The sequence below is a fragment of the Pseudarthrobacter sp. NPDC058329 genome, from assembly GCF_042879835.1.
GTDB lineage: Bacteria > Actinomycetota > Actinomycetes > Actinomycetales > Micrococcaceae > Arthrobacter.
In genome coordinates this window covers 1-25368 of the sequence record NZ_JBHVZR010000023.1, presented here as the reverse complement: position 1 = coordinate 25368, position 25368 = coordinate 1, and the positions used below count along the sequence as shown (strand labels likewise).

Here is a 25368-nt window from a genome sequence, read left to right as displayed (position 1 = left end):
GCTACGGAGCAATCGTTGTTTAAAGTGCGGTTACCAGGCCTGGTGTTCGCGCGTCAGTCCGAAGGGGACAGCCTCACTCAGGGCCACGGTGAACTTGTCCACGCCGAGACGGGTGACCAGGATGCCGTGCCGCCTTCCGGCGAGGGCGTGGGCCTTGGCGGCGGTGACGGCGGCGTCGAGCTCGTTGTCCATGCTCTGGCGGTCGGCAACAGTCAGTGTCAGCGGAAAGTTCATGGGTCAAAACCTTTGTGGATGGGGGTGGGGGACGGATCAACGCCTGCGCTCCCCAAGGCTGCAGATGAAGTAAGGCATCTTAGTACCTCGCCGTCCATGGTGTCCTACGCTTCACACCGCCAACAACTTTAGATAAAAGCCGCAGGTCAGCGAGGGATACCGCTTTCCAGTACTGCGCCAATTATTGGCCGTATAGGGGCGTGAATTAGAGTTGGAACAGGGTGGAAGCTGTCCAGGACGGCTCCGATACCCCTGAACACCGCCACGCGGCGGAACCAAACGCAGCAGCGCAACACCATACGCGTGCCACGAACCGACAAGGATCCCGCCATTTCCACGGACGCTCTCTTCGGCAATCTCACCCGGATCCGCAACGTTCTCCTTCCCGCATCCGCCCGCACCCGGATGAACACCGGCCGCGGACTGCTGGGCGGATTCATCGTGGTGCACCTGGTCTTCCTGGTGTTCGCCGCATCGCTCTCGCTCCGGGGTGAGGCCTTCAGCGACACATTTATCTACCGCGACTGGGCCATGGCCGGATTCAACGAGGCCAACCTCACCGGCGGTCCAAGCCCCTGGGTGTACCCCATCCTCGCGCTGATCCCCATGGCCATCGCAGGGGCCGCCGGGCCCGGGCCGTTCTTCTTCCTGTGGGTCCTGATGACCACGCTCCTCAACGGCTGGGCCCTGCTGAAGCTGACCAACCGCGGCCGTGACCACCAGGCCATTCCCGCCGGCTGGTGGTGGCTGGTCTTCACCTTCCTCATGGGCTGGCTCGGCTTCGCCCGCGTGGACGGCCTCACCGCGCCGCTGGTCCTGGTTGCCCTCGCCTACGGCGTGGGCCGGCCGTTCATCGCCTCCGTCCTGCTGGCCGTGGGCACCTGGGTGAAGGTCTGGCCGGCCGCCGTCATGCTGGCGCTGTTCGCGGTGGTGAAGAACCGGATCCTGGTGGTGCTTGCCGGAATTGCGACGTCGGCGGTTGTAGTTGCGCTGGCCGCTGCGGTGGGCAGCCTCCCGAAGCTCCTGAACTTCCTCACCCAGCAGGGCGACCGCGGCATGCAGCTCGAAGCCACCTTCACTACCCCGTGGCTCTGGCTGTCCGTCCTGAACATCGGGGATTCCCGGATGTACATGAACACGGACATCAACTCGATGCAGGTGGACGGACCCGGCACGGCGCTGATGTCCGTGCTGATGCAGCCGCTCCTGATCCTCGCCGCGCTGCTGGTGGCCGGCCTGACCTTCTGGGCCCTGCATAACGGCAAGCTCAGCGGCGGCGTGGACCGCACCGAACTCCTCCTGGCCGGCGCCCTCACCCTTGCCACCGCGTTTGTGGTCTTCAACAAGGTGGGCTCCCCGCAGTTCATGGTGTGGCTCGCCCCGGCTGTGGCCGTCGGACTGGCCCACAGCTGGCGCGAATGGCGCGTTCCGGCCGTCATGCTGATCGTCATCGCCGTGGCCACGTACTTCATCTATCCCCTGTTCTACGACGCCCTCAGCCACAACAACCCGTGGATGGCGCTGGTGCTGACCATTCGCAACGTCCTCCTGGTGGTCCTGTTCCTGTGGAGCGTACGGCGCCTGTACTTGCTGGGCAAAAAGACGCCGGCAGCCGCTCCCGCGCTGAAGGAGTCCTAAGATTTCCACGAAGTTTTTCGACCGGCTGGTCAGCGTCCGCACCAGGGTCCTTCCCGCGAAGGTGGTGGACTGGTTTTCGCGCCCTTCCAGCGTGTGGTGGGGTTTCGCCGTCGTACACCTCTACTTCCTGGGCTGGATGGCGTCCTTCTTCCTCAGCGGCGGCACCTTCAGCGACACCGAGCAGTACCGCCAGTGGGCACAGGACGGGTACAACCCGGAGGACCTCGACGGCAAGATCAGCCCCTGGGTGTACCCCGTGCTGGCCCAGATCCCCATTTTCCTGGCCAACATCGCAGGGCCCAGCCTGTACCTGCTGGTCTGGTTCCTGATCATCACCGCCCTCAACGCCGTCGGACTTGTCTTCCTCACGCGCGGGCCGCGGAAGGCCAGCGGCATCGCCCCGGCCTGGTGGTGGCTGTTTTTCACCGTGTTTATGGGCTTCCTCAGCTTTGCCCGGGTGGAGGGCATCACCGCGCCCATCGTGCTGATTGCGCTCCTCTACGCGGCGCAGCGGCCGGTTGTCGCCGGCGTCCTGCTTAGTATTGCCACGTGGATCAAGGTGTGGCCCGCCGCCGTGCTGGTGCCCATTGTTATTGCCAGCCGGCAACGGATCCAGGTGGTCCTCTCCGGCGTTGCGGTGACGGCAGTAGTGGGTCTGGGGACCTGGCTGTCCGGCGGACTGCCACACATCATGGACTTCCTCCTGAACCAGGGCGAACGCGGCATGCAGCTGGAGGCCACCTTCTCCACTCCGTGGGTGTGGCTGAGCGTCTTCAATATTGCGGGTTCAAAGATGGCCGACAACACGGCCATCAACTCCACCGAGGTCTACGGTCCCGGCGCTTCCCTGGCGGCCGTCCTGATGCAGCCGCTGCTCATTCTGGCCGCCGTGGGAGCTGCCATCCTGCTGGTCCGGGCATTGAACCGCGGCGCCGAGCGGGAGGAGCTGTTCCTCGAAGGCTCGTTGATGATGGTCACGGCATTCATCGTGTTCAACAAGGTGGGTTCCCCGCAGTTCATCATCTGGCTGGCACCGGTGATCATCGCCGGGCTCACGCACGACTGGAACAGGTGGAAGGTCCCTGCAGCCCTGCTGATGGGAATCGCCATGACCACCTTCGTGATCTATCCGCTGTTCTACACCCCGCTGATCCATGCCCATCCGGTAATGGCTGCGGTCCTCACCACCCGCAACGTACTCCTGGTGGTGCTGCTCTGGTGGTCGGTGAAGCGGACCGCCGAGCTGGGCCGCAAGGCCCCCGCTGCGGTGCGGGCCGGCGCCTAGCATTCAGTCCGGCTTGGTCCAGCTTTGTTAGTCCGGCGGGTTTAGCGGCTTCCCAGCTGCTGCCGGCCAGGCTCCTCAGCCCGGACCCGCCGGGCTTCACGCTTGGCCAGGAGCCACCTCCAGCCCCGCCGCGCCAGCTCCACGGGTGTGCCTTCAATAAGCAGTTTCCGTGTATGCACGTCGAGGAATAGAAGGTAGAACGTAAAGGCCAGTGCCGCCACGAACGCCAGCGACGAGGCATCAATGGGCAGTTCCACGAAGGACCACACAGAGAGCTGGTCCTGCGCCCCGAACACCACAAAAAACGTCACACCCACGTAAAACGACCTGATCTGCCAGTCGTCACGGATTCCGGTGACGGCCAGGAACGGCACAAACCAGAGGATGTACCAGGGCTGGATGATGGGTGAGAGCATCACAACGGCGGTGAAGGCCAGGGCCATCCGGCGCACCACCCGCGAGTAGTCGCCGCGGAACATCAGCAGCAAAACCAGTCCGATGGCGGCATACTTCATGCCTGTCCGCAGCACGGTGGCGAACGTCCCGCCGGGCAGCCCCAGCACGTTGCCCAGGAACTCCACCTGCTGGCCCAGGAAGCCCGACGGCGAATAGCCCGTGTAGCCCGGCGTGGGGTCCATGATGGCCCAGGTCCAGCCCAGCCCCAGGTTGTACGGGATGCCGCTGAGGGAAAGCGTGGCGAAGCTGATGCCCGCCGTCGCGCCCCACATCAGGAACTTGCGCGGCCAGGTGGCCGAGGCGCCCGCCCACATCAGGCCTATGAACGGCAGAAGGAGCACGGTGATCGGCTTGATCCCGATGGACGCGGTCACCAGGAGAATGCCCACCACGTACCGGCGGGTGGCTGCGAAGTAAACGCCGGCGACGGCAAGACCCACCATTAGCGCGTCATTATGGGCGCTGGCGATGAAGCTGATCAGGAACAGGGGGTTGGCCACGGCGATCCACAGCGCACGGGCTCCGTTGATGCCGTGCAGCTCGGCCAGCTTGGGCACGTAGATGACGCAGAGCAGGACGCCGGCCCCGGCCAGCAGCCTGAACAGCAGCACCGAAACGTCGGGCTGCGCGCCGGTGAGCCCGACGACGGCGCGCGCCAGCCACAGGAAGTACGGGCCGTAGGGTGTCCTGTTCTCCGCCCAGGCGGGGTCCGCCCCGAGCGAGAACCAGTTGTTGAGCGTGGAGATGCCCACCTCATACGGGTTTTGGCCCTCCATCACCAGTCGGCCCTGGCCCGTGTAGGCGTAGACGTCGCGCGAGAAGACGGGCACGCAGAAAAGCAGCGGCAAAGACCAGGCGGAGATGGCGATGACAACGGACCGAAGCGAGGATTTTCCCCAGTCAGCGAGCCGCTGCCCCAGCCGCAGCCACGACCGCATCAGCACCATGGCCCCCACCGTCAGCAGCACGGTGGACACGGTTACACCCCAGCCTTCGGTGCGGAGGGCGATGACCACCGGCTGGCGGATCATGGGGGAGCCGTTGGCGATCCACCCGGTGCCGATGGAGCCGACAAACATCATGAGGGAACCGAGGAGCCCCTCGATGGTTGCCACGTAGGCGCGGCGTTTGGCGGGCTCGGCTGCGGCGGTGGCCGGCGAGCCCTGCCGGCTTTCCGACGTCCCGATGTGTGCACCGCCTGCCGTCATGATGTGTTGGTCCCCTACTTCGTTACGGCGCTGGTTGCACCAGCAAAAAGGCCGCCCTGCAACCCGGCTATTTTACCAGCCGGGTTTCCCGCTGCTCCTCGATGACGGAGCGCCGGAAGCCACAGTTTGGCAACGGGCGCAGGTGCAGGTTACTGCGCGGCTCCGCGTAAAGTTGAGGAGTTGGGCCCGCGGCACGCTGCCTGTGCCCGGCCAAATCTTCTTGTCCCGGCGCAAGGAAGCGCCGTCCTTCCTGACCACCCACGTCCTTGCGAAGGCGCGCTGTTCCCCTCTGCCGCGCTTCCGAAGCCTGATTGGAGCCGGACCATGGCTGTTTCCACCGCCGAGAACAGGGCGCTCCCGCCCCGGCAACTGCAGTCCGTGCGTGCCACGCTGCGCTCTCCGCGGCGGCTGAAGACGGAGGCGCTGGCCGGGCTGGTGGTGGCGCTGGCCCTCATCCCCGAGGCCATCGCCTTCTCCGTCATCGCGGGTGTGGACCCGCGGATCGGCCTCTTCGCCTCGTTCACCATGGCGGTGACGATCTCCTTCGTGGGCGGCCGTCCGGCCCAGATCTCGGCCGCTACCGGAGCCGTGGCGCTGGTGATCGCTCCCCTGATGCGCAGCCACGGCCTGGACTACCTGATTGCCGCCGTCATCCTGGCTGGCGTCTTCCAGATCCTCCTCGCCCTGGCCGGCGTCACCCGGCTCATGCGCTTCATCCCCCGGTCCGTCATGGTTGGCTTCGTCAACGCGCTGGCCATCCTGGTCTTTATGGCCCAGCTCCCGGAGCTGATCGGCGTTCCCTGGCTTGTCTACCCTCTCGTCGCCGCCGGCCTGGTGATCGTGGTGGGCCTGCCAAGGATTACGACGGCGGTGCCCTCGCCCCTGGTGGCCATCGTGGTGCTCACCGTGGTTGCCGTGCTGGCAGGCCTGGACGTGCCCACCGTCAGCGACAAGGGTCAACTGCCGGAAAGTCTGCCCGGATTCTTCCTGCCGAACGTTCCCCTCACCTGGGAGACCTTCCAGGTGCTGGCGCCGTTTTCACTGTCCATGGCACTGGTGGGCCTGCTCGAATCCCTGATGACCGCCAAGCTGGTGGACGACATCACGGACACGCGCTCCAACAAAACCCGGGAATCGTGGGGGCAGGGTGTCGCCAACATCGTCACGGGTTTCCTCGGTGGCATGGGCGGCTGCGCAGTGATTGGCCAGACGATGATCAACGTCAAGGGATCCGGGGCGCGCAGCCGCGTATCCACCTTCCTGGCCGGCGTCTTCCTGCTGGTGCTCGTGGTGGTGCTGGGTGACGTGGTGGGCCTCATCCCCATGGCAGCGCTGGTGGCCGTGATGATCTTTGTCTCCGCCATCACGTTCGAATGGCACTCCATCGCCCCGCGGACGCTGCGGCGGATGCCGAAGTCGGAAACGGCCGTCATGCTGATCACGGTGGGCGTGGTGGTGGCGACGCATAACCTCGCCATCGGCGTCGGCGTCGGCGTGCTGGCAGCCATGGCGATGTTTGCCCGGCGGGTGGCCCACTTCGTCACGGTTGAACGGACGGTGCTCGAGGTCAACGGTGAGAACGTTGCCACATACACGGTGGACGGCGAGCTGTTTTTTGCCTCGTCCAACGATCTTTACATGCAGTTCGAGTACGCCCTCGATGCGGAACCGGAAATCAGCCGGGTGGTGGTGGACCTGCATGCCTCGCATCTGTGGGACGCCTCCACCATTGCCGTGTTGGACGCCGTGACCGAAAAGTACCGGCGCCACAGCCGCGAAGTGGAACTGCTCGGCCTCAACTCGGCCAGCGTCCAGATGCGCGAACGGCTGGCGGGCAAGCTCAACGCCGGCAGCTGACAACCCGGGCTGTTCCGGCCGGCTCAGCCCATCCGGTCGCTGCGGGCCACGCGGTTCCGGCCCAGTGACTTGGCGTTGTACAAGGCGCCGTCGGCGGCGGCGATGAGCTCGTCCACATCAGTTGTGCCGGCGTCGTACGCGGAAATCCCGTAGCTGGCGGTGGGCATCTCCATACCTTCCGCTGCCGGTGCCGCGGCAAGCCGCCGGCTGATTTCCTCGGCTACCGTTTCCGCCCGTTCAGCAGTGGTGCCAGGCAGCAGGAGGACAAACTCTTCTCCGCCGTACCGGGCCACCAGGTCCGTGGTCCGAACGGTGGCGGTGCACGCATCCGCGAAGGACTGCAGGGCCACATCCCCTGCGGCGTGGCCATAGGTGTCGTTGACGGACTTGAAATGGTCCAGGTCGGCCAGGATGAGCGTGCCCGATCCGCGGGTGATGGTACGGTCGGCCACCTGCTCGGCCGCGAGGTCCAGGAAGGCCTTGCGGTTGAGCAGCCCGGTGAGGTCGTCCCGGGAAGCCACCACGCGCAGAGCCCTGGTCTGCTGTTCGCTGCTGAGCGCTGCCATGCTGAACGAAACCACCACCAACAGCACCATTGTCACCAGGGTGGTGACTGCGGATCCGAAGACCGTGGTGAACGTGGGGCCGTTCTGCCCCTCCACCATAAAGGCCGCCCAACGCAGGAAATAGAAGGCGGACAGGCCCCCTGCCGCCACCGCCATGGGGATCCGGACGCGCGAATACCCCGGCTCCAGCCGCCACAGCTCCCGGGATGCCAGGCCGACGGTCAGGCCCATGGCTGCCAGGAAAACCGGTCCACCGGACCAGGTGTTGGTGGCCGGGTTGTCCACAACGGAGGCAATCAGGGTGACCAGCGGAATACCCGAAAAAGCCCACTTGATGGGCGGGACCGTCCGCAAGGAACGCGCGCCCGCCCACACCGCGATGCCGCCGTGGACGAGCAGCACGTTGCCCAGCGGGTTTGCCCAGACCTGATGCGGGGTACGGTCCAGCAGAAAGCACGCGGATCCGGAGAGGAAAAATATCAGCGCCAGGCACCACCAGCCACTGTATGGCGAGCGCGTGGTCCGGTAAGCGGAAAAGTAGAAGAGGAACACCAGAACCAGTGCCATCAGGCCAAACGCGATTCTCAGGGTCGCGGTGTCCAGAACCATGTAACCGAAGTCCCCCCGAGATGCGGAAAAGCGTGCCGACCCCCAGTATTACACTGCGGCGCGAGGCTGTCAGGCTAATCCGTCCCGCTGTCCAGGGCCTAAGGTTGCCAGACAGCCAGCAGGACCACCCGAAAGGAAAATTTCATGCTCCTTCTTTTTGGTTTCAAGACAGTGCTCAAGGCCCTCCGCGGCAAGCCGGCCACCTGCCAGTATTGCCGCTCGTTCGTTCACCACCACCTCGAAGAGCGGGCCACCAAGTTCACGCTCTTCTTTATCCCGGTGTTCACAACGTCGCGGTCCTACCAGATCACCTGCACGAACTGCGGCTACGTTTCGAGAATTTCTGCACGGGAGAAGCGCGCCCTGGAAATGCAGCGGTAGGCGGATCTCCGCCACCGCTCCACCGGGTGGTTCGCCGGATTTGGCTCTGGTGCATCCTGCCGCGCGCAGTTACAGTAGGACGCGGATCCGCACCCCACAATGGAGGTGCCGGAAGCCAGCAGGCTCCAAATAGCGGGACCCGTTGCCGGTCCCTCGCGCGGGAAGGGAGGTGTTTCTGATGACTGTTACAGCCGTGTGCCCACAGCGCTCCGCAACCATCATCCAGAACCTTCCCCTGTACCGCACCGGCCCCGCCTGACCTCTCCGCGGAGCGCCAAACACCAAGGCCGCAAGCGGCCGGTGCGCAGGGGCTATCCCCCGAGGTAACCCAAGTGAACACTTCTTCAGGCAGCGCCCTGGACAGCACCAACATCCAAATCAACGGCCCGCTCCTTTACGGTTTCACCCCCGCCGTCGCAGAACACTTCCAAAAACACCCCCTTCCCCGCGCGACCGAACCGGGCAGGGTGGTCCGGGTGGACCGCAACCTGTTGCTCGTGGCGGCCGGCGCGGACCTGCTGCACCTGCCCTATCCGCTGACGGGCGAAGCGGCCGTCACGGGTGACTGGGTGTGGCTCGGCCCCAACCGGGCCGGCGAGCGCCAGATCCTGGGTGTCCTTCCGCGCCGCTCGGAACTCAGCCGCAAACGCGCCTTCGAGGACTCCTCCGAGGCGCAGGTCCTGGCCGCGAACATGGACATGGTGGGCGTGGTGGTGCCCGTGGACCGGCCGCTTACGCACAACCGCCTCGAGCGCACGCTCGTCGCCGCGTGGGACTCCGGCGCCACTCCCCTGGTCATCATCACCAAGGCGGACCTCGCCGAGGTGGCGGACGACGTCGTCGGCAAAGTCATTCTGCAGGCGGCAGGCGTGGACGTGGTGACCACATCCGCAGAGAACGGTGACGGCGTCGACGAGCTGTTTGCCCACATCCCGGCCGGCGGCACCATCGTCCTCCTTGGTCCGTCCGGCGCCGGCAAATCCACGCTCATCAACGCAATGGTGGGCCGCGAGGTCCAGCACACCGGAGAGGTGCGTTCCGGTGACTTCAAGGGGAAGCACACCACCACGTCGCGCGAACTCGTGCCTCTTCCCAACGGTACGGTCCTGATGGACACGCCCGGAGTGCGCGGCTTCGGACTGTTCGACGCCGAGGATGGCATCGGCGAGATGTTCGGCGACGTTGAGGCGCTGGCCAGCCAGTGCAGGTTTGCTGACTGCGCCCACCAGAGCGAGCCCGGCTGCGCCGTGCGGGAAGCCATCGCCAGCGGCATGCTGGAGGAACGCCGCTGGCACAACTACCTGAAGCTGCAGCGCGAGCTGGCTGCCCTGGCCCGCCGCAGCGACGCCGCGGCGCAGCGCGCCTACCAGCGGGAGTGGCACCAAAAGGTGGTGGCGGCGGGGAAGTCCCAGCGGCTGGCCGAGCGGGAGACAGCCGAGCGGAAGGACCGGTCGGGCCGCAAACGGCGCTGACGGCGTGGCGCGCGCACCCGGGTAGTAGGGTTCCGTCATGGACATCATCCTGGTACCCGGTTTCTGGTTGGACGCCTCATCCTGGGAGGAGGTGACGCCTGCCCTGGACGCCGCTGGCCACCGGACGCATCCGCTCACGCTTCCCGGCATGGAGTCCGTGGGCGCGAGCCGTGCCGGGATTGGGCTCCGGGACCACATTGACGCAGTGGTGGCCGCCGTCGACGCCCTGGACGGCAAGGTTGTCCTCGTGGGGCATTCGGGCGGCGGTGCCATCATCCACGGCGCGTTGGATGCCCGGCCGGAGAAGGTGGCGCGCGCCATCTACGTGGACAGCGGCCCCCTTGGGGAAGGCGGCGTCATCAACGATGAACTGCAGGCCGACGGCGACGACGTGCCGCTTCCACCGTGGGAGGGCTTCGAGGACGCAGACCTCACCGATCTGAATGACGAATTGCGCGACGCCTTCCGAGCGCGTGCCATCCCCCAGCCCAAGGGTGTGGCCTACGGCCAGCAGCACCTGACCGACGAGCGCCGCTACGGTGTTCCGGCCACTATCATCGCCTGTGAGTTTCCGTCCGCCATGCTGAAGGAATGGATCGACGGCGGCCACCCCTTTGTTGCCGAACTCGCCCGGATGCGGGACGTCGAGTACGTGGACCTCCCCACCGGGCACTGGCCCCAGTTCACCAAACCGGCGGAATTGGGCCGCGCCATCCTGGCTGCGGTGGTGCGGACGCGGTGACGCCCCCGCTGAGAGTCCAGGCAGGCTTACGGCCGCGCCTGACCCGGCGGGCGGCGGGCGGAGGGCGCAAAACTGTTGCAACCCGGCTGTTCACACGGCGTTCAATTACCAGTATGGCGTTCTCGTAATTCGGCGTTACTTCGTGGTTATTCGATATGGGTGTTCTCGATATCCCCCAACACTTCCGCGAAGGACATCATGCGTTATCCCACCCTGCCCGCCCTGGGCATCCTGAGTTTCAGTGCCCTGTTTGCGCTTACCGGCTGCCAGGCTCCGGCCACCGAACAAGCCAGTGCCGTCGCCGCTCCGATCACCATCGCCACTATTCCCCTGGGCGACGACCCCACGCAGGCCAACCCCATCGAAGCCTTCGCCGAGTTGCTTGAGGCAGAAACCGGCCGCGAGGTGGAGGTCACGGATGTACCGGACTACCTCAGCGTCGTCGAAGCCATCCGTGGCAATCACGTAGACATCGGAATCATGAGCGGCTTCCCGTCCGCGCTAGCGGTGAACACCGGCGAGGTTGACTCCCTGATGGCGTGGGCCGGAAGCGAGGACCCCGTCTCCACCTGCGTCGTGCTGGACGGCTCGCCCGTCCAGCAGCTCGAGGACCTGCGGGGCAAAACCGTCGCATTCGCAGACCAGGCATCGAGCTCCGGGTACTTCATGCCCGTGTACATGCTGCACGAGGCAGGCCTGAAGAAGGGCGAGGACTACGAAGCCATCTTTGCCGGCGGCCATGAAGGCAGCTTCGCCGCCCTGAAACAGGGCCAGGTGGACGCCGCCTGCACTGCAGTCATGCTCACCGAACTCGGTGCACCGATGTTCCCCTTTGCCGACGGCGAGTGGCGGGGCGTCGGGCAGAGCCCCGCCATGGACGTGATGGGCAGTGTCCTGGCGCGCCAGTCGCTGGACGGTGAGACCCGCGCACTGTTGCAGGAGGCACTGCCGAAGGTGTTTTCCGAGGCGAATGCGGAGGCGCTCGGCGCGCTCGGCAAGGGCTTCATCGGCCTCGAGGAAATCATGGACCCGAAGCCGGAAATCTTTAAGTCCTTCGCCGACATTGCAAGCGTTGCCGACGTGAAGCTTGAGGACCTCGGCTGATGAGCGCCCCCGTTACGAGTAGCGCCGGACCCTCCGTAGAGCAACTGCGGCAGGCGCTTCCGTTGGTCTCCGTCCGGGACCTGGAGGTGGCCTACACCAGCGCGCCAGTCCTGGCCGGAGTGAACCTGGACGTCCGCCCGGGCGAAATGGTGGCCCTCCTGGGAGCATCGGGGTCGGGCAAGTCGACACTGATGAAAAGCCTCACCGGCTTCGCGCCCATCACCGCAGGCAGCGCCCGGGTGGCGGGCTACGACATCACCAACCTGAGCCGAGGCGACCTCCGGAAGCTGCGCTCCGACGTCGGACAGGTCTTTCAGCAGTTCAACCTTATCCCGCGCCTGAGCGTGCTCACCAACGTCCTCACCGGCGCCCTGCACACCGCCGGAGCCATCAACCTGGCAGGCGGGTTCAGCTCCGAACACCGCCGTCTGGCCATGCACTACCTGGACCGCGTGGGGATCGCGCACAAAGCCAAAGAACCGGGGCGGTCCCTCAGCGGCGGCCAGCAGCAACGGGTCGCCATCGCCAGGGCGCTGATGCAGCAGCCCCGCGTCATCCTCGCCGACGAACCGGTCGCGTCCCTGGACCCGAAACTGGCCGACTCGGTACTGGAACTGCTCCGCGGGATCGCCACCGAGGACGGCATCCCCGTCATGGTCAGCCTGCACGTCCTGCCGCTTGCCCTCACCCACAGCGACCGCATCCTGGGACTCAGGAACGGCCGGATGCTGATCTCGGCCCCCACGGCCCAGCTCGATGCGCAAGAACTTTCGGTGCTTTACAGCGAAGAAGGAGAAGCCCGTGACCACCGCGCATGACACCCAAGCCGCGGAAAAGGTACCGGCAGAGGCACTGGACCCGGCCGACCGGCTGCGCCTGGAGCGGGCGTTCACGGTGCCGCGCGCGCGGTTCCTCGCCGGCATCCCCGTAGCCCTGATCCTGCTGGCCTGGTCCTTCTGGGGCGCGGAGTTCAACTTCGCCAAGCTCGGCGAAGGAAGCGTCAACATGGGCGAATTCCTCGCCCGGCTCTTGCCGCCGGACTTCTCGAAGTTTGGAACCATCGTCGCGCTGTTGGTCGAAACACTGCAGATGGCCATCGTGGGAACTGTCCTGGGCGCCGTCTTCTCCTTGCTGGTCGCGTTCACGGCGGCATCCAATATCGCCCCACGCTGGCTCTACTACCCCGCCCGCTGGCTCATGAACATCATCCGCTCCGTGCCGGACCTGGTCTTCGCACTCATGTTCGTCTCGGCCGTGGGGCTCGGGCCGTTCGCCGGCATCCTCGCCATGACCCTTGGATCCCTGGGCTCCATCGGGAAAATCTTCGCCGAAGCCATGGAATCGGTGGACCGCGGACCCGTCACCGCCATGGAGGCCGTCGGGGCGTCCAAGCGCCAGGTCATCCAGTACGGCATCGTCCCGCAGGCAGCACCCCTGCTCGTCTCCTACACGCTCCTGCTCTTCGAAGGAAATGTCCGCGGCGCCACCATCCTCGGCCTGGTCGGCGCCGGCGGCATCGGCTTGGAGCTCACCACCGCCATGCGCATGTACGACTACGGGCACCTCAGCGCCATCATCATTTGCATCATCGTGCTCGTCACGGTCATCGACCAGGGCAGCGCGCTTATTAGAAGGAAAATCACATGACAACACCCACCATCGACATCGAACTCAGCGCACCGGTCAATCTCCGCGACCTCGGCGGCATCCCCATCGAAGGCGGTGTCCTGCGCGAAGGCCTGGCCCTGCGCGCCGACGACCTTACCGTCATCACCGATGAAGACGCCCGCGCACTCGTGGCCAACGGGCTCACCACCGTCATCGACCTGCGCACGAACGACGAAGTAGGGGTCACCGGCCGCGGCCCGCTCGCCAACCACCCTGTCACATACCACCACCTCCCTCTTATGGCGAGCATCAGCGCAGGAATGCCTGACGGCGATTCGCCCGTCATCGAGCACGCCGCCATGGGTGCCATGTATGCCCGCATGGCGGAAGGCGCTGCGCCGCAGCTCGCCACCGCACTGGGGATCATCGCCCTAGCACCCGGCGCCACAGCTTTCCACTGTGCGGCAGGCAGGGACCGCACCGGAGTCCTGGCAGCAGCCCTCCTGCTGGCCCTCGGCGCCGCAGACGATGACATCGTGGCCGACTACGCCCGCACAGGCACCAACATGGCGGCGATCATGCAGCGCATGAAACCCACCATGGGTGCACTGATGGCCCGTCTCGGCTTCGACCTGGACGCCATGAATACCGTGACAATTTCCGAGGAGCCGATGGACATCTCCATGCACATCATGCTCACGCACCTGCGGGAACGGCACGGCGATGCTCTGGGACCGCTCCGCGCCGCGGGGCTGAACGACGGCATCATCACCCGCCTCCGGGAACGGGCCCTGGCGTGACAACACTCCTGCAGGACATCGGTTCCCCGGCGCGCACCCCGCGCCGGGGACCCGGTCGGCCCCGCAACGAGAACATCGACGACCGCGTCCTCAGCGCCGTCCTGGAACTCATCGATGAACAGGAGGAAGTCACCGCGGCGCGGGTCGTGAGACGGAGCGGAGTCAGCCGGGCGGCGCTGTACCGGAGATGGCCATCGCTCACCACCCTCCTCGCGGCAGCCCTCGACGTCGGCCGGGAAGTCCCGCCGCCCATCCCCACCGATGCCAACCTCCGCGACGCCATCCTCGGTTCACTCCTCGACGCAACCGTTGGCACTGCCCAGGTGAGCTACCCGGACGAAAGGTTTCGCCAGCGGATCCGGCTGGCCATGGCGGACCGCAACCTGCAAAAGGCATATTGGACCTCGCATGTTGCACGACGGCGTGAGCCCATCGAGGACGCGCTCCGTGCCGGCGTTGAACGCGGCGAGCTCCGGGCCGACCTCGACCCCGAAGCCTGCTTCGACCTGATCGCGGGCGTCTTTTACTACCAGTTCGTTGTCCGCGGCGACCACCTGAACGATGAACATACACGGGCACGCTGCCGGTCAGCCCTGGAAGTTGCCTGGCGTGGCATGCTGCCGACGTGTCCGGCATGAGTCCGCCGCGCTGTCGTCATTGTCTGCCTGCCGCTGTACACTCAACGTATCGAACATATATTCGAACTAAGGTGTGTTGTGGGCGTTATTGTCGGTCCCCGTGTGATAGATGCGGGTCTCTCTTTGCAGCTGGCGTGGGTGTCTCCGGTGACGGTGGCTGCCGGTTATCCCTCGCCCGCCCAGGACTACTTCGACGGGCGGATAGACCTGAACGAGCACCTGATTAAGGACATCACCAGCACCTTCGTTGTCCGGGTCACCGGCGACTCCATGGAGCGCGCCGGCATCAGCGACGGCGACGAACTCATCGTCAACAGGGCCCTTGAGCCCAAGGACGGCTGCGTGGTCATCGCCGTTCTGGACGGGGAGCTGACGGTGAAGCGGCTTCGCCTCACCGCCTCGGGTGTGGTGCTGCAGGCCGAAAACCCCAAGTACCCGGACATCAGGGTTTCAGCGCTCAGTGAACTGACTATCTGGGGTGTCGCCACCAGGTGCCTGCACCATGTCTGAGGGACACCCATGACACGGCCGGCAATCATGCGCCAGCTGCCCGAAATCGCCCACGTGGACGTCAACTGCTTCTACGCCAGCGCCGAACGCGCCTTTGACCCCTCGCTTGAGGGAAAACCACTGATAGTGCTCTCCAACAACGACGGCTGCGCTGTCACCCGTTCCCCCGAGGCAAAGGCACTCGGCATCGGAGTCGGCGAGCCCTGGTTCAAGCTCGCACCGCGGGCCAAAGAATGGGGGCTGATTGCGAAGTCAAGCAACTATGAGCTGTATGGAGACATCAGCGCCCGCGTGATGGAACTGCTGGGACGCTATTCCGCGTGGCTGGAGGTCTACAGCATCGACGAAGCCTTCCTGGGGGTCAAAGGCACACCGGAGCACCTGCTGCAGCTTGGCCGTACCATCAAGATTGCCGTGGCCCGGAATGTGGGCGTTCCGGTCTGTGTGGGAATCGCCCGCACCAAGACCCTGGCCAAGCTGGCCAACCAGTGGGCCAAGCACAATCCGGCGTTCGGCGGTGTCTGCCGCTGGGATTCGGTGCCGCCCGAGCAGCAGGAAGCGTTGATGGCCAGGCTCTCTGTGATGGAGATCTGGGGTGTGGCAGCCCGGATCACCAGACGCCTCAACGTGATGGGCATCCACTCCATCCTGGACCTCAAGCGCGCGGACCCGGTCCGGATCCGCGAGCGCTTTTCGGTGGTGATGATGCGGACCGTGCTTGAGCTGCAGGGGACACCGTGCATTCCCATGGAAGAGGAGCGCGTCGGCCGCGACCAGCTGATCTTCTCGCGCTCCTTTTCCACCCCCATCACCACCGCCCACGACGTACGGCAGGTCCTCAGCGTCTATGCCCAGATGGCCAGCGGCCGGCTGGCGAAGCACAAGCTGCAGGCAAAACTCCTCACCGCGTTCGCCGGGACATCCCCTTTCAACGCGAAGGAAACGTCCTTTCCGTCCGTCTGTATCCGGCTGCCCATGCCCACGGCCGATCCCGTCATCCTAACCAAAGCTGCCCACGCGCTGTTGCCCGCCATTATCGACGGCACCAAGTACGCGCGCGCCGGCATCATGGTCACGGACCTGCGGCCCAGCGGCAACCAGAAGCCACTGGAATTATTTGAGAATCCGCATGAGGAAAGGCGCATCGGGCCACTGCTGGAGGACATCACCCGGCGCTACGGCCGCGGCTCCATTGGCCTCGGCCACGCCGGGATCCGCGGCGGACCGGACTGGACCATGAAACGCGGCATGCGCTCCCCCAGGTACACCACCCACTGGAACGAACTCCCGCTCGTCAAGGCAGCGTAGCGTGACCCGGGGGGAAGCACCCCCGGGTCACGCTGGGCTTACGCTTCGTCCTCGGCGACCACCGGATCCTCGATCAGCAGCGCCGTGCCCTGGTAAGCCCCAAGCTCGATGAAGAAACTGTGCAGGTCGTCCACCTGCCCCACGGTCTCCTCGGTAAAGAGGTCCTGAACCTGCGCGCCCGCCTCCAGGTGCGTGGAGTGGACGCTGCCGGTGATGCTTTCACCGGAGAAGTTCAGGACGGTCACCTGGATCTGCCCGGACGCCAGCCGGTGCACCATCACCAGCAGGCCCCGGTGGGATACGTCCGGAACGTCCAGCAGCAGGCTGGTGGCGATCCCCCACTCTTCACGTACCTTGAGGATTTTCTGGAGCCGCCGCGCGAAGGACTGGTCGTCCTTGAGCTGCTCCGGCAGGGGACCGTACAGGCTGCGCGCCCTGGGCATCCCGGAAGCCGAGACGATGGCTTCGGCGTTGGTGCCCATCAAGTCGTGGGCGCCCCGGTTGATCCACCGGGTGTCGCCCTGCGAGGTGAGCTCCCCCACCTGCGCCCGGTCAAGCGTTGTCATACCCACCATGTCCCAGCCCGACAGCGCGAAGACCCCGGGCTGCAGCGCGTTGTACATGGCCAGCAGCAGGTGGGCTTCCCGCACCGTCCCGATCTGTTCGTCGGTCAGCGTCGAGATGTCCTTGATGCCCAATGCAGCAGTGATGACGCTGACGGTGGTGCAGGCGATGCCGTTGGTGGTGAACACGGCGTTGTACGGCCCGTTTTCGCCCGTGAGCGCGGTCCGGAGCGTGTCCTGGACATGTTCTGTCAGCTCCGTGCCGGTCAATTCTGAACCGCCCAGCTGGTAGACGTCGTCCTTGTGCCGGGTGGCGAAGTGCACCAGTTCGTACGTCAGTTCATCGTGGTTCTGCAGAGCGTGCACCAAAGAGGCCTGGTCCACACCGATCTCCATCGCCAGCTTCAGGGTGAGCCTCAGGAACTCCGTGTCCTGGGTGACCAGGGCGTAGTGGTAACCGGGCCTGGTGATGAAGTCGTAGGACAGGTCCGGGCCGGTTTCAGAGGTTGCCTTGATGTCATCGATCGTAAGGTTCAGTTCCTGGAACGAGAACCCGCCCACCTTGCGCACCATGCTGCCGATGAGCTGGTTGGCGGCCTCCGAAAGCGGGTGCCCTTCGGACCAGCCGGGCTGTTCCTCGGCGCTCTTTTCCACTCCCAGGAAGCCGTTCGCATCCAGCCGCAGCGCGCCCGTGCCCAGGTCCAGCAGCGAGTGCAGTGCATCGCCCACCACCAGGCGCATGCCCGAGAAGGTTGGGTCCAGCCAGTTAATGGAGGGCTGCCCCGCCTTGAAGTAGTGCAGGTACACCCAGCGCCGCTTCTGGCCCGTGGTGTCCACGATGGCGCGGGTGGCGCTCCAGTTGGTTTCCTTCACGCCGGGTTCGTAGAAGATGACCCGCTGCAGCTTGCCGATGATGTACCCGGCCTTTTGCAGGGCCTGCTCGGCATCGGGGCTGATGTTGACCGAATCCTCGCCCGGCGGGACGTCCGGCAGCAGGTGCCAGTCCGATTCCGGGATGTCGATCATGTGGTAAATGCCGGGGTAGTCCCGGTAATTCATCTCAGCAAGCCGGAAATCCGCACCCTTGCCCGTGTGCCCCGGAACAATGTCATCGATGATGGTGCCGTCGTGTTCGCCAGCCACCTCGCACATCCGGCGGAACTCGTCCTCCGAGCCGAACAGCGGATCGATGGCCATGCTGATGCGGTCAAAGTGGCCGTCCACGCTGGGCGTTTCGGCCCACCCCTGCAGCCCGCCGGCCTTTTTGACCGGGCCGGTGTGGATGGCGCGGATGCCGATCTCCCTGAACGTCTTCCACAGTTCCGGGTCGCCGAGCGCCCCCAGGAAGGATTGTCCCGGCGTCGTCATAAAGGACAACGGGTAGGCGGTGAACCACACCGAGGCGCGTTCGACGGCGGCCCGCGGGTTGGGGTGCGCGAAGGAGTGCTGCCACATGCTCGCCTGCCCCGACAGCTGCCGGGCAAGGACATTGGCGTCGCCGAGCATGGCCTGGTTCCTCAGCCACTCGACGTAGGTTTTGTTGAGGCCGTCCAGTTCCAGTGACGGCGCGTTGGCGAAGTACTGCCGGCGTCGGGCCACAGGGCGCAGGGCTTTGGGCCGTGCCGGATAGAACTGCTCATCGAAGGTGATTTCCGGCGCTTCCGGGGTCTCCAAGAGTTCCGCAGCTTCCGCTGCCTCCGCTTCGGTCACACCGCCGGTTTCCTCCGCTGGCTCCACCGCATCCCCCTCAGAGACGCTGGCGGTAGCTTTTCCCAGTTCAGACACTGAGTTCCTCCCTCAACTCGACTGCATTCCACTCTGCCATGATTCAACCGCCGGCCGAACGGCGCCGTGCGATGAATTTCCGGTGAGTGACGGCTCTAGGTGTCCGTACCCGCAGAACCGGCAGACATGCACGGCGTGCCGCGGAACCTCAGCGTGCGGGGGCGGACAGACCGTGGAACCGCCTTGACAGGCAGATTGCGGGCGCCAACAGTTGAGAAGGCCGCCACCCGTCCCCACTGGAAAGCTGAATTATTGAAGAACTGGGCAGGAAACCTCGAATACTCCTCGGCCACCGTCGAGCGGCCGGAGTCGCTGGCGGAACTGGCACGGATCGTGGAGCAGGCGGGCCGGGTCAAGGCCCTGGGATCACGCCACTCCTTCAACCGGGTAGGGGACACCGACGGCGTCCATGTGCTGCTCGACGCCTTGCCCCGGCACATCGCCCTGAACCGGGAAGACGGCACCGTGAAGGTCAGCGGAGGTGTCAGCTACGGCGCCCTGTGCCGCACGCTGGAACAATCAGGTTTTGCCCTTCACAACCTGGCCTCGCTGCCGCACATCTCGGTGGCTGGGGCGGTGCAGACGGGAACCCACGGCTCCGGGGTGGACAACCCCTCACTGGCCGGCGCGGTCCAGGCCATCGACCTGGTGCGGCCCTCGGGCGAAACCGTCAGGCTGTCCCGGGCGGACGGTGACGAGTTCCTGGCCAGCGTGGTGGGCCTTGGCGCCCTGGGAATCGTTACCGGACTTGAACTGGCCGTCCAGCCCAGCTTCCGCATGCGCCAGCGGGTGTTGGAAAACCTGCCGTGGGAACGGGCACTGGCAGACTTCCCGGAACTGATGGCGAGCGCCTACTCCGTGAGTCTCTTTACGGACTATGCCGGCGAAACGATCAGCCAGGTGTGGCTCAAAGCGCTGGACTCCGAGCCGGCCTTGACCGATCTTTTCGACGCCACCGCCGCCCACCATCCCCGGCACCCCTTGCCCGAGATGTCCGCCGGGAACTGCACCGTCCAGCTGGATGAGCCGGGGCAGTGGCTGGACCGGCTGCCTCACTTCCGGCACGAGTTCACCCCCAGCAAGGGAGAGGAACTCCAGAGCGAGTTCATCCTGCCGCTGGAACACGCGCCCGCCGCACTGCAGGCGGTCCGAGGCCTTGCAGACAGACTGGCACCGCTGCTGTTTGTCTCGGAGATCCGGACCGGGGCAGCGGACGAGTTCTGGCTGAGCCCCTTCTACCAGCAGCAAAGCGTGGCCCTGCACTTCACCTGGAAGCCGCTGCAGCCCGAGGTGGAAGCCCTTCTTCCGGATCTCGAGGACCTGCTCAGGCCCTTCAATGCCCGGCCGCACTGGGGAAAGCTGTTCTCCCCCGCCGGCCACGACTGGGAGTCCCTGTACCCCCGCTTCGCCGGGTTCCGGTCTTTGGCGTCCGGGCACGATCCCGAGGGCAAATTCCGCAACGGGCAGCTGGACGCCATCTTCGGCGTCCCGGCGGCGAGCGCCCGGTAACGGAGTCGAACGGTTCAGTTGGCTACTGGTCCTGCCACCCTGATGGCGGCGGCGCGTCCAGGAACGTGGTGACAACGTCCAGCACCAGCGCGGTCCTGGACAGCCCGAAAAAATGTGTGGTGCCGGGAAAGACCGCCAGTTGCGAGGCCGGCACACAGTCAAAGTCGCCGTTAACATCTCCCCCGCGCAGCTGCAGGAACCTCACGGCATGTTCCAGCTTGACCATGTCGCAATCGCCCACCGTCATCAGCGTGGGAGCGGCTATGCCGCGGATTTCGTCATCAGTCCAGCCGCCGGCGCCGGTATCGTAGCCGCCGAGCTTGTCCAGCAGTCCCTGCAGGTGTTCAAGGTCGGGGTGCGGCGAGACAGCCAGGTAGCGCTGTTCCATCGGGGTGCCGGCGATCATGTCCACAGTCATGGAGGCCACCGCCTCGGCGTTTCCGCCGCGGTCACCCTCGGGCCGGAATGACACCGACGAAATGATGAGCTTGCGGACGAGTTCCGGATGGTTGACCGCCAGGTGCAGCGCGACCGCACCGCCGACGCTGAAGCCAAAAACATCCACCGTGCGAACGTCAAGGTGTTCAAGGAGCCCGATCACATCAGCCGCAAGGTCGCCGGTGTTCAGCGGGCGGTCGATGTCGTTGGTCCGGCCGTGACCCTGGAAGTCTGCGGCGATGACCTTGCGACCCTCGGACAAACGCGGAATCAACGCGCCGAACTGCTGTTCAATGTCGAACAGCCCGCCATGCAGCAGCAGCAGCGGCGTGCCGCCGGAGCCGTGCAGCTCGTAGTACATCTGCAGTCCGTTGACGGGGGCGTACCCGGTTTCGGGGGCTGCCGTCACCTGGTCAGACATGTCATGGTCCTCCGTCCGCTTTTCGGGCCATCCTAGACCGGCCGCGGTCCTCGCGTCAGGTCCTTTCGACGGCCACGGCGGAAGTAGCCTTAGCCGGCACCCTCCACCCGGCGGAACCGGATCCGGGCGCCAATGGGCACCTGCCCTGCGAGGTCCAACTGGTGGTCCACCACCACGCCGATGACGGGGTAGCCGCCACTGACAGGGTGATCCGCAAGGAACAGGACCGGCATCCCCTCGGGCGGGACCTGCAGCGCGCCGGACACCGTGCCCTCGCTGGGGAGCTCCCCCTCCCGGCTTCGCCGAAGCGCTTTGCCCGCCAGGCGCATCCCCACCCTGTTGGACCGTGGCGTGACCTCCCATTCCTGGCTGTAGAACGATTCCACCTCGGCGGCGTCGAACCAGTCCTCGCGCGGCCCCGGCACCACGTCCAGCACCGTCACGCCCTGGCCGGGAAAGCCCGGTTGCAGCTCCGGGCTGCTGACGGTCCCGGACACGGCGGCGTTGCCCGTCGCGACGATATCTCCTGCCTGCAGCGGAGCGGGCCCGAGGCGGGACAGGGTGTCGGTTGAGCGGCTGCCCAGCACTTCTTCCGCCGCCACGCCGCCCAGAAGGGCGAGGTAGCTGCGGAAGCCCTGCTGCGGCGCACCCACTGTCAAAACCTGGCCATCAAGCAGCGCGAACGGCTCAGCTGCGGCTATATTCCTTTCAAGGTACACATCCGGATTGTCCTCGTCACCGACTGATTGCGTGAGAGTGAGCTGCCCCGGCGCCCCCGTAACAGCCAAAATCTGGTCACCGACAGCCTGCACCTGAAGCCCTCCGGCAACGGTCTCCACGCCGGCGGCTGACGGCGGGTTGCCCACCAGCCGGTTGGCGCGGCGAAGGGAGGAACGGTCCAGGGCGCCGGCGGCACCCACCCCAAGGCCGGTGTGTCCCGGCCGGCCGAGGTCCTGGACCAGGCTCTGCAGCCCCGGCGACAGGATGCGCAGTCCCGACACCACCCCGGGCACCCGGGCGTCATCCCCCTGGGCGGCCGGGGCGGCCACCTCAACCAGTTCCCGGACAGACCGGAACTGGACCCGGTCCCCGGGAGCGGCGAGCGCCGGCTGCTCCCTGCCAAGGTCCCACATATGCGCGGCCGTCCGGCCGATCAGCTGCCACCCGCCGGGCGACTGGCGCGGATATACGGCAGAGTAGTTCCCCGCGAGCGCCACTGAACCGGCAGGAACAACTGTCCGGGGCGAGGAGCGCCGCGGAACGTCAAGCTTCTGGTTCTCGCCCACCATGTATCCGAAGCCGGGGGCGAAACCACCAAAGGCTACGGTCCAGACCTGTCCGGTGTGCGCCGCGACCACCCCGTCCGGGCCCAGACCTGTCAGCCGCCCCACCTCGGCGAGGTCTTCGCCGTCGTACACCGCGTCAATGGTCACCAGCCTGCCCTCCGCCCGCACCCGGACCGTCAGGTCCATGGCGAGCAGGAGCTCCGGCATGCTGCGCGCCGAGCGCGGTGAGTCCGCCATCACCAGCACCGTTTCGGCGGCTGCAAGGACATCCACCTGCCCTGGCAGCGGCTGCGCCAGCAGCAATGCCTGCAGGGCCAGTACATCCGGAAGCCCGGAAAGCTCGGCGAGAACCGCCGTCGTGCCCACCGCGCGGACGGACAGCACCTTCGATGCCAAGGACGGGACTGGGGATGCCGGCGGGCCGGCAGCAGGCGGCGTGGTCTCCATAGGAACTTCATGGTACGCGGAACGCCGGTGGTGGTGGATTGTTAGGATGGAGTCATGAACCGCCGCCTTGCCGCCCTGTCAGCTGTCCCCCTGTTGCTGCTGCTTGCCGGCTGCGGCGCCGTAGAGGAAGCCGCCGGGAATGCTGCCAGCGACGCCGCCTCGAAGGTGGCCACTGCTGCCGCTGACGAGGTGAACCGGCAGGTCTGCGCAGTGATCCAGGACGGCGTGGTGAGCGTGGAGGACAAGCGGGTGCTCGGCGGATTGGTTTCAGCCGCCCGCAGCGCCGGCGTTCCGGCGGAAATCACGACGCCGCTGGGCCAGATCGCGGAGGCCGGGGACCAGGTGCCGGCCGAGTCCGTCCAGGCGCTGAAGGATGCCTGCGCAGCCTAGTCACCGATAGGTTCTTTACCTTTTAGTGTCGTGGCCAGTGTGCCGCGGTGAACTGCGCCCTTGGCGCAGTCATCCTTCGTCCGGCTGGTCCACGCCGCGCAGCCCGTTCCCACGGCCGCCATGGGGGCGGCGCACGTTCCTGTGCTCCGGGGCAACGAACGGAACCACTTCCGGGTCCCGGCCGGGCGGCAGCGCACGAACGAACTTCGAGAGCTCCTTCTGCAAAACCGTCCAGGCGATATCCGGATCATCCGGGTAAGCGTCAATTTCCGCCTGCCGCGCAGCCTCAAGTGCCGCCAGGCCTGCCGGGGTGAGCTCTACCCTGAATTGGCGGCGGTCTGCCGAATGGCGGTTCCTGCTGATATGCCCCGACGCTTCGAGGCGGGTGAGTACCCTGCCCAAAGTCTGGCTCTGAACCCGGACCACTTCCGCGAGCTGCTCCTGGTTCAGGGGTCCGGCTGCCAGCCCTTCGAGCGCTATCACGGCGGCCCGGGTCAAACCCAAGGGTGCCAAAGCATCATCCTGACGCCGTTGGACCAGTCGCGCCGCCAGCGTAATAAGGCGATAGCTGTTCCGGGCATCCGGATCGAGATTGCTGGTCATCGGCCGCGGCCTTCCTGTAGGTGGCGATTGCGGGTGTCATCACCCCTTTATGCGTCGCTACCTACCTACAATAAGCATGCTTAGCATCTTATTCGCAAGTAGGCTTACTATCGCCTCGGCCTGCGGGGCCTAAAGCCGGCCGCAAAAAACTCACCCCCTTGCAAATCAAATGGGAAGTGTGCTTAGTATCTAAGTAGTAACCATGCTTACTAACTACAGCCAGCACTGCTGGTTCTTGATCGCCAGCTGACCCTTCTCCGAAAGAGAGCATGATGACAGAGAACCAATGGCCCCAGACGCCCAACCCCGCCATCTCGGACCCTTACGCTTCTGAGGTGGATGGGAAAGACACCTTCACCACCTCGGGCACACCGAATCTCGGCACCGGCTCCAAGAAGCAGGCTGCCAAGGAAGAGGCTTCGAACGTTGCCGGCCAGGCAGCCTCGGCAGCCCAGGGCGTGGCCCAGACGGCAAAGGAAGAAGCAGCACACGTCGCTTCAGAGGCTAAGTCCAGTGCGCAGGACCTGCTGTCCCAGGCGAAGTCCGGGCTTTCCAGCCAGGCCGGTACGCAGCAGCAGAAGGCCGCGGAGGGCATCCGGACCATCTCCAGCCAGCTGCACAGCATGGCCGAGGCTCCGGAGCAGCAGGGCATTGCCAGCGACCTGATCCGGCAGGCTGCCCAGCGCAGCGAATCCGTGGCTTCCTGGATTGAAAACAAGGATGCAAGCTCGCTGCTGAACGAGGTCCAGACCTTCGCCCGCAACAAGCCCGGCACCTTCCTCCTGCTCGCCGCAGGGGCAGGCATCCTCGCGGGCCGCCTGACCCGCGGCCTCACCGCAGGTGCCACCGGTTCCCAGGGCGGAGCCGCGCAGTCCTACCCAACCCAGCGCCCGGTCGCAGCCCCGCAGGCAGCACCGCTCCGGCAGGAGACCGTGTTCGCCGCAGGAAGCGACGCGGACCTGTACGACGAGCCCGTTGTAGGCGCTGGAGCACCCGTCTCCACAGCATCCCTGCCCTCCGGCACCGCCGAAGACACTCCCCTGCGGTTCGAGGATGACCCTTATGAGTCGAAGGAAGGACGCCACCTGTGAGTAGTTCTATTCCGGAGCCTGCTCCGAGTGCCGCGCATGTGAAGGCGGATAACGCGTCGTTGGGTGAGTTGCTGGGTGATGTCACCCGGGACCTGTCCACCCTGATGCGCCAGGAAGTAGAGCTGGCCAAGGCCGAACTGAAGGAATCCGCCACCAAGGCAGGCAAAGGCTCCGGCATGCTCGCCGGCGCCGGCGTCGCCGGGCACTTCGTCCTGGTCTTCCTGTCCCTGGCCCTCATGTTCGCCCTGGGCGCGCTGATGCCGCTGGGCTGGGCCGCCGTGATCGTCGCCGTAATCTGGGGCATCATCGCCGCGGTCCTGGCCGCGATCGGCCGCAAGGAACTCAAGCAGATCAAGGGCATTCCGCAGACCAGCGAGACACTCTCCGAAATCCCCCCAACCCTAAAACCAGGTGAGGTA

The 25368-nt window shown here is 65.7% G+C and carries 24 protein-coding genes; 17 read left to right on the top strand and 7 right to left on the bottom strand.

Features of this window, described 5'->3' with window-relative positions:
- Positions 1 to 30: 30 nt before the first annotated feature.
- Complete coding sequence (locus ACFVYC_RS20660) at positions 31 to 234, bottom strand: hypothetical protein (RefSeq protein WP_387553788.1); 204 nt, start codon at positions 232 to 234, stop codon at positions 31 to 33.
- A 405-nt stretch (positions 235 to 639) separates the two neighbouring features.
- Here ACFVYC_RS20660 and ACFVYC_RS20655 point away from each other — a divergent pair, with 405 nt between their 5' ends.
- The gene (locus tag ACFVYC_RS20655) at positions 640 to 1872 is read left to right on the top strand and encodes a glycosyltransferase family 87 protein (RefSeq protein ID WP_387553847.1); all 1233 of its coding nucleotides are present in this window, start codon (positions 640 to 642) and stop codon (positions 1870 to 1872) included.
- Between the two features lie 61 nt (positions 1873 to 1933).
- Positions 1934 to 3157 (top strand): glycosyltransferase 87 family protein, encoded by a 1224-nt coding sequence (locus tag ACFVYC_RS20650; RefSeq protein ID WP_387553786.1) that lies wholly within the window; start codon positions 1934 to 1936, stop codon positions 3155 to 3157.
- Positions 3158 to 3198: 41 nt separating this feature from the next.
- Here the strand turns inward: ACFVYC_RS20650 and mptB are convergent, their stop codons facing one another.
- The gene (gene mptB / locus ACFVYC_RS20645) at positions 3199 to 4821 is read right to left on the bottom strand and encodes a polyprenol phosphomannose-dependent alpha 1,6 mannosyltransferase MptB (RefSeq protein WP_387553784.1); all 1623 of its coding nucleotides are present in this window, start codon (positions 4819 to 4821) and stop codon (positions 3199 to 3201) included.
- Between the two features lie 324 nt (positions 4822 to 5145).
- Between mptB and ACFVYC_RS20640 the strand changes: the two genes are divergently transcribed.
- Positions 5146 to 6678, top strand: a complete 1533-nt coding sequence (locus ACFVYC_RS20640; RefSeq protein WP_387553782.1) for a SulP family inorganic anion transporter — start codon at positions 5146 to 5148, stop codon at positions 6676 to 6678.
- 23 nt (positions 6679 to 6701) lie between these two features.
- On the opposite strand, the gene ACFVYC_RS20635 is transcribed toward ACFVYC_RS20640, so the two are convergent.
- Positions 6702 to 7853, bottom strand: coding sequence for a GGDEF domain-containing protein (locus tag ACFVYC_RS20635; protein ID WP_387553780.1), 1152 nt, complete (start codon positions 7851 to 7853; stop codon positions 6702 to 6704).
- Between the two features lie 144 nt (positions 7854 to 7997).
- Here ACFVYC_RS20635 and ACFVYC_RS20630 point away from each other — a divergent pair, with 144 nt between their 5' ends.
- From ACFVYC_RS20630 to ACFVYC_RS20585, 10 genes are all read left to right on the top strand, one after another.
- On the top strand, positions 7998 to 8234 hold the full coding sequence (locus ACFVYC_RS20630) for a zinc-ribbon domain-containing protein (RefSeq protein ID WP_387553778.1): 237 nt from the start codon (positions 7998 to 8000) through the stop codon (positions 8232 to 8234).
- 332 nt (positions 8235 to 8566) lie between these two features.
- The gene (gene rsgA / locus ACFVYC_RS20625; RefSeq protein WP_387553776.1) at positions 8567 to 9706 is read left to right on the top strand and encodes a ribosome small subunit-dependent GTPase A; all 1140 of its coding nucleotides are present in this window, start codon (positions 8567 to 8569) and stop codon (positions 9704 to 9706) included.
- Positions 9707 to 9743: 37 nt separating this feature from the next.
- Positions 9744 to 10448 carry an alpha/beta fold hydrolase gene (locus ACFVYC_RS20620; RefSeq protein WP_387553774.1) on the top strand — a complete coding sequence of 235 codons (705 nt, stop codon included), beginning with the start codon at positions 9744 to 9746 and terminating at the stop codon, positions 10446 to 10448.
- Positions 10449 to 10646: 198 nt separating this feature from the next.
- Positions 10647 to 11552: a phosphate/phosphite/phosphonate ABC transporter substrate-binding protein gene (phnD, locus tag ACFVYC_RS20615; protein WP_387553772.1), complete on the top strand. Its 906-nt coding sequence runs from the start codon at positions 10647 to 10649 to the stop codon at positions 11550 to 11552.
- Positions 11552 to 12370: a phosphonate ABC transporter ATP-binding protein gene (locus tag ACFVYC_RS20610; protein ID WP_387553770.1), complete on the top strand. Its 819-nt coding sequence runs from the start codon at positions 11552 to 11554 to the stop codon at positions 12368 to 12370. Before phnD ends, ACFVYC_RS20610 begins: the two co-directional genes overlap by 1 nt.
- Positions 12354 to 13199, top strand: coding sequence for a phosphonate ABC transporter, permease protein PhnE (phnE, locus tag ACFVYC_RS20605; protein ID WP_387553768.1), 846 nt, complete (start codon positions 12354 to 12356; stop codon positions 13197 to 13199). Before ACFVYC_RS20610 ends, phnE begins: the two co-directional genes overlap by 17 nt.
- A complete protein-coding gene (locus ACFVYC_RS20600; RefSeq protein WP_387553766.1) occupies positions 13196 to 13960 on the top strand; it encodes a tyrosine-protein phosphatase in 765 nt (254 codons plus the stop codon). Before phnE ends, ACFVYC_RS20600 begins: the two co-directional genes overlap by 4 nt.
- Positions 13957 to 14598: a TetR/AcrR family transcriptional regulator gene (locus tag ACFVYC_RS20595; RefSeq protein WP_387553764.1), complete on the top strand. Its 642-nt coding sequence runs from the start codon at positions 13957 to 13959 to the stop codon at positions 14596 to 14598. Before ACFVYC_RS20600 ends, ACFVYC_RS20595 begins: the two co-directional genes overlap by 4 nt.
- Positions 14599 to 14676: 78 nt before the next feature.
- On the top strand, positions 14677 to 15108 hold the full coding sequence (locus ACFVYC_RS20590; protein WP_387553762.1) for a LexA family protein: 432 nt from the start codon (positions 14677 to 14679) through the stop codon (positions 15106 to 15108).
- 9 nt (positions 15109 to 15117) lie between these two features.
- The gene (locus ACFVYC_RS20585; RefSeq protein WP_387553760.1) at positions 15118 to 16416 is read left to right on the top strand and encodes a Y-family DNA polymerase; all 1299 of its coding nucleotides are present in this window, start codon (positions 15118 to 15120) and stop codon (positions 16414 to 16416) included.
- 38 nt (positions 16417 to 16454) lie between these two features.
- Here ACFVYC_RS20585 and treS read toward each other — a convergent pair whose 3' ends face one another.
- The gene (gene treS / locus ACFVYC_RS20580) at positions 16455 to 18689 is read right to left on the bottom strand and encodes a maltose alpha-D-glucosyltransferase (protein ID WP_387553845.1); all 2235 of its coding nucleotides are present in this window, start codon (positions 18687 to 18689) and stop codon (positions 16455 to 16457) included.
- Positions 18690 to 19016: 327 nt separating this feature from the next.
- Between treS and ACFVYC_RS20575 the strand changes: the two genes are divergently transcribed.
- Positions 19017 to 20273: an FAD-binding protein gene (locus ACFVYC_RS20575; RefSeq protein ID WP_387553758.1), complete on the top strand. Its 1257-nt coding sequence runs from the start codon at positions 19017 to 19019 to the stop codon at positions 20271 to 20273.
- A 22-nt stretch (positions 20274 to 20295) separates the two neighbouring features.
- Here ACFVYC_RS20575 and ACFVYC_RS20570 read toward each other — a convergent pair whose 3' ends face one another.
- Both ACFVYC_RS20570 and ACFVYC_RS20565 read right to left on the bottom strand, forming a co-directional pair.
- Entirely contained in the window at positions 20296 to 21132 is an 837-nt protein-coding gene (locus ACFVYC_RS20570; protein ID WP_387553756.1) for an alpha/beta fold hydrolase, read from the bottom strand.
- An 89-nt stretch (positions 21133 to 21221) separates the two neighbouring features.
- Positions 21222 to 22865 carry a 5-oxoprolinase/urea amidolyase family protein gene (locus ACFVYC_RS20565; protein ID WP_387553754.1) on the bottom strand — a complete coding sequence of 548 codons (1644 nt, stop codon included), beginning with the start codon at positions 22863 to 22865 and terminating at the stop codon, positions 21222 to 21224.
- 54 nt (positions 22866 to 22919) lie between these two features.
- Between ACFVYC_RS20565 and ACFVYC_RS20560 the strand changes: the two genes are divergently transcribed.
- On the top strand, positions 22920 to 23255 hold the full coding sequence (locus ACFVYC_RS20560) for a hypothetical protein (protein WP_387553752.1): 336 nt from the start codon (positions 22920 to 22922) through the stop codon (positions 23253 to 23255).
- A 69-nt stretch (positions 23256 to 23324) separates the two neighbouring features.
- On the opposite strand, the gene ACFVYC_RS20555 is transcribed toward ACFVYC_RS20560, so the two are convergent.
- Positions 23325 to 23858 (bottom strand): MarR family winged helix-turn-helix transcriptional regulator, encoded by a 534-nt coding sequence (locus ACFVYC_RS20555; protein WP_387553751.1) that lies wholly within the window; start codon positions 23856 to 23858, stop codon positions 23325 to 23327.
- Positions 23859 to 24130: 272 nt separating this feature from the next.
- On the opposite strand from ACFVYC_RS20555, the gene ACFVYC_RS20550 reads away from it, so the two are divergent.
- Both ACFVYC_RS20550 and ACFVYC_RS20545 read left to right on the top strand, forming a co-directional pair.
- Positions 24131 to 24949, top strand: a complete 819-nt coding sequence (locus tag ACFVYC_RS20550) for a hypothetical protein (RefSeq protein ID WP_387553749.1) — start codon at positions 24131 to 24133, stop codon at positions 24947 to 24949.
- The coding region (locus tag ACFVYC_RS20545; protein ID WP_387553747.1) for a phage holin family protein at positions 24946 to 25368 on the top strand (423 nt) is incomplete at its 3' end. The genes ACFVYC_RS20550 and ACFVYC_RS20545, both read left to right, overlap by 4 nt.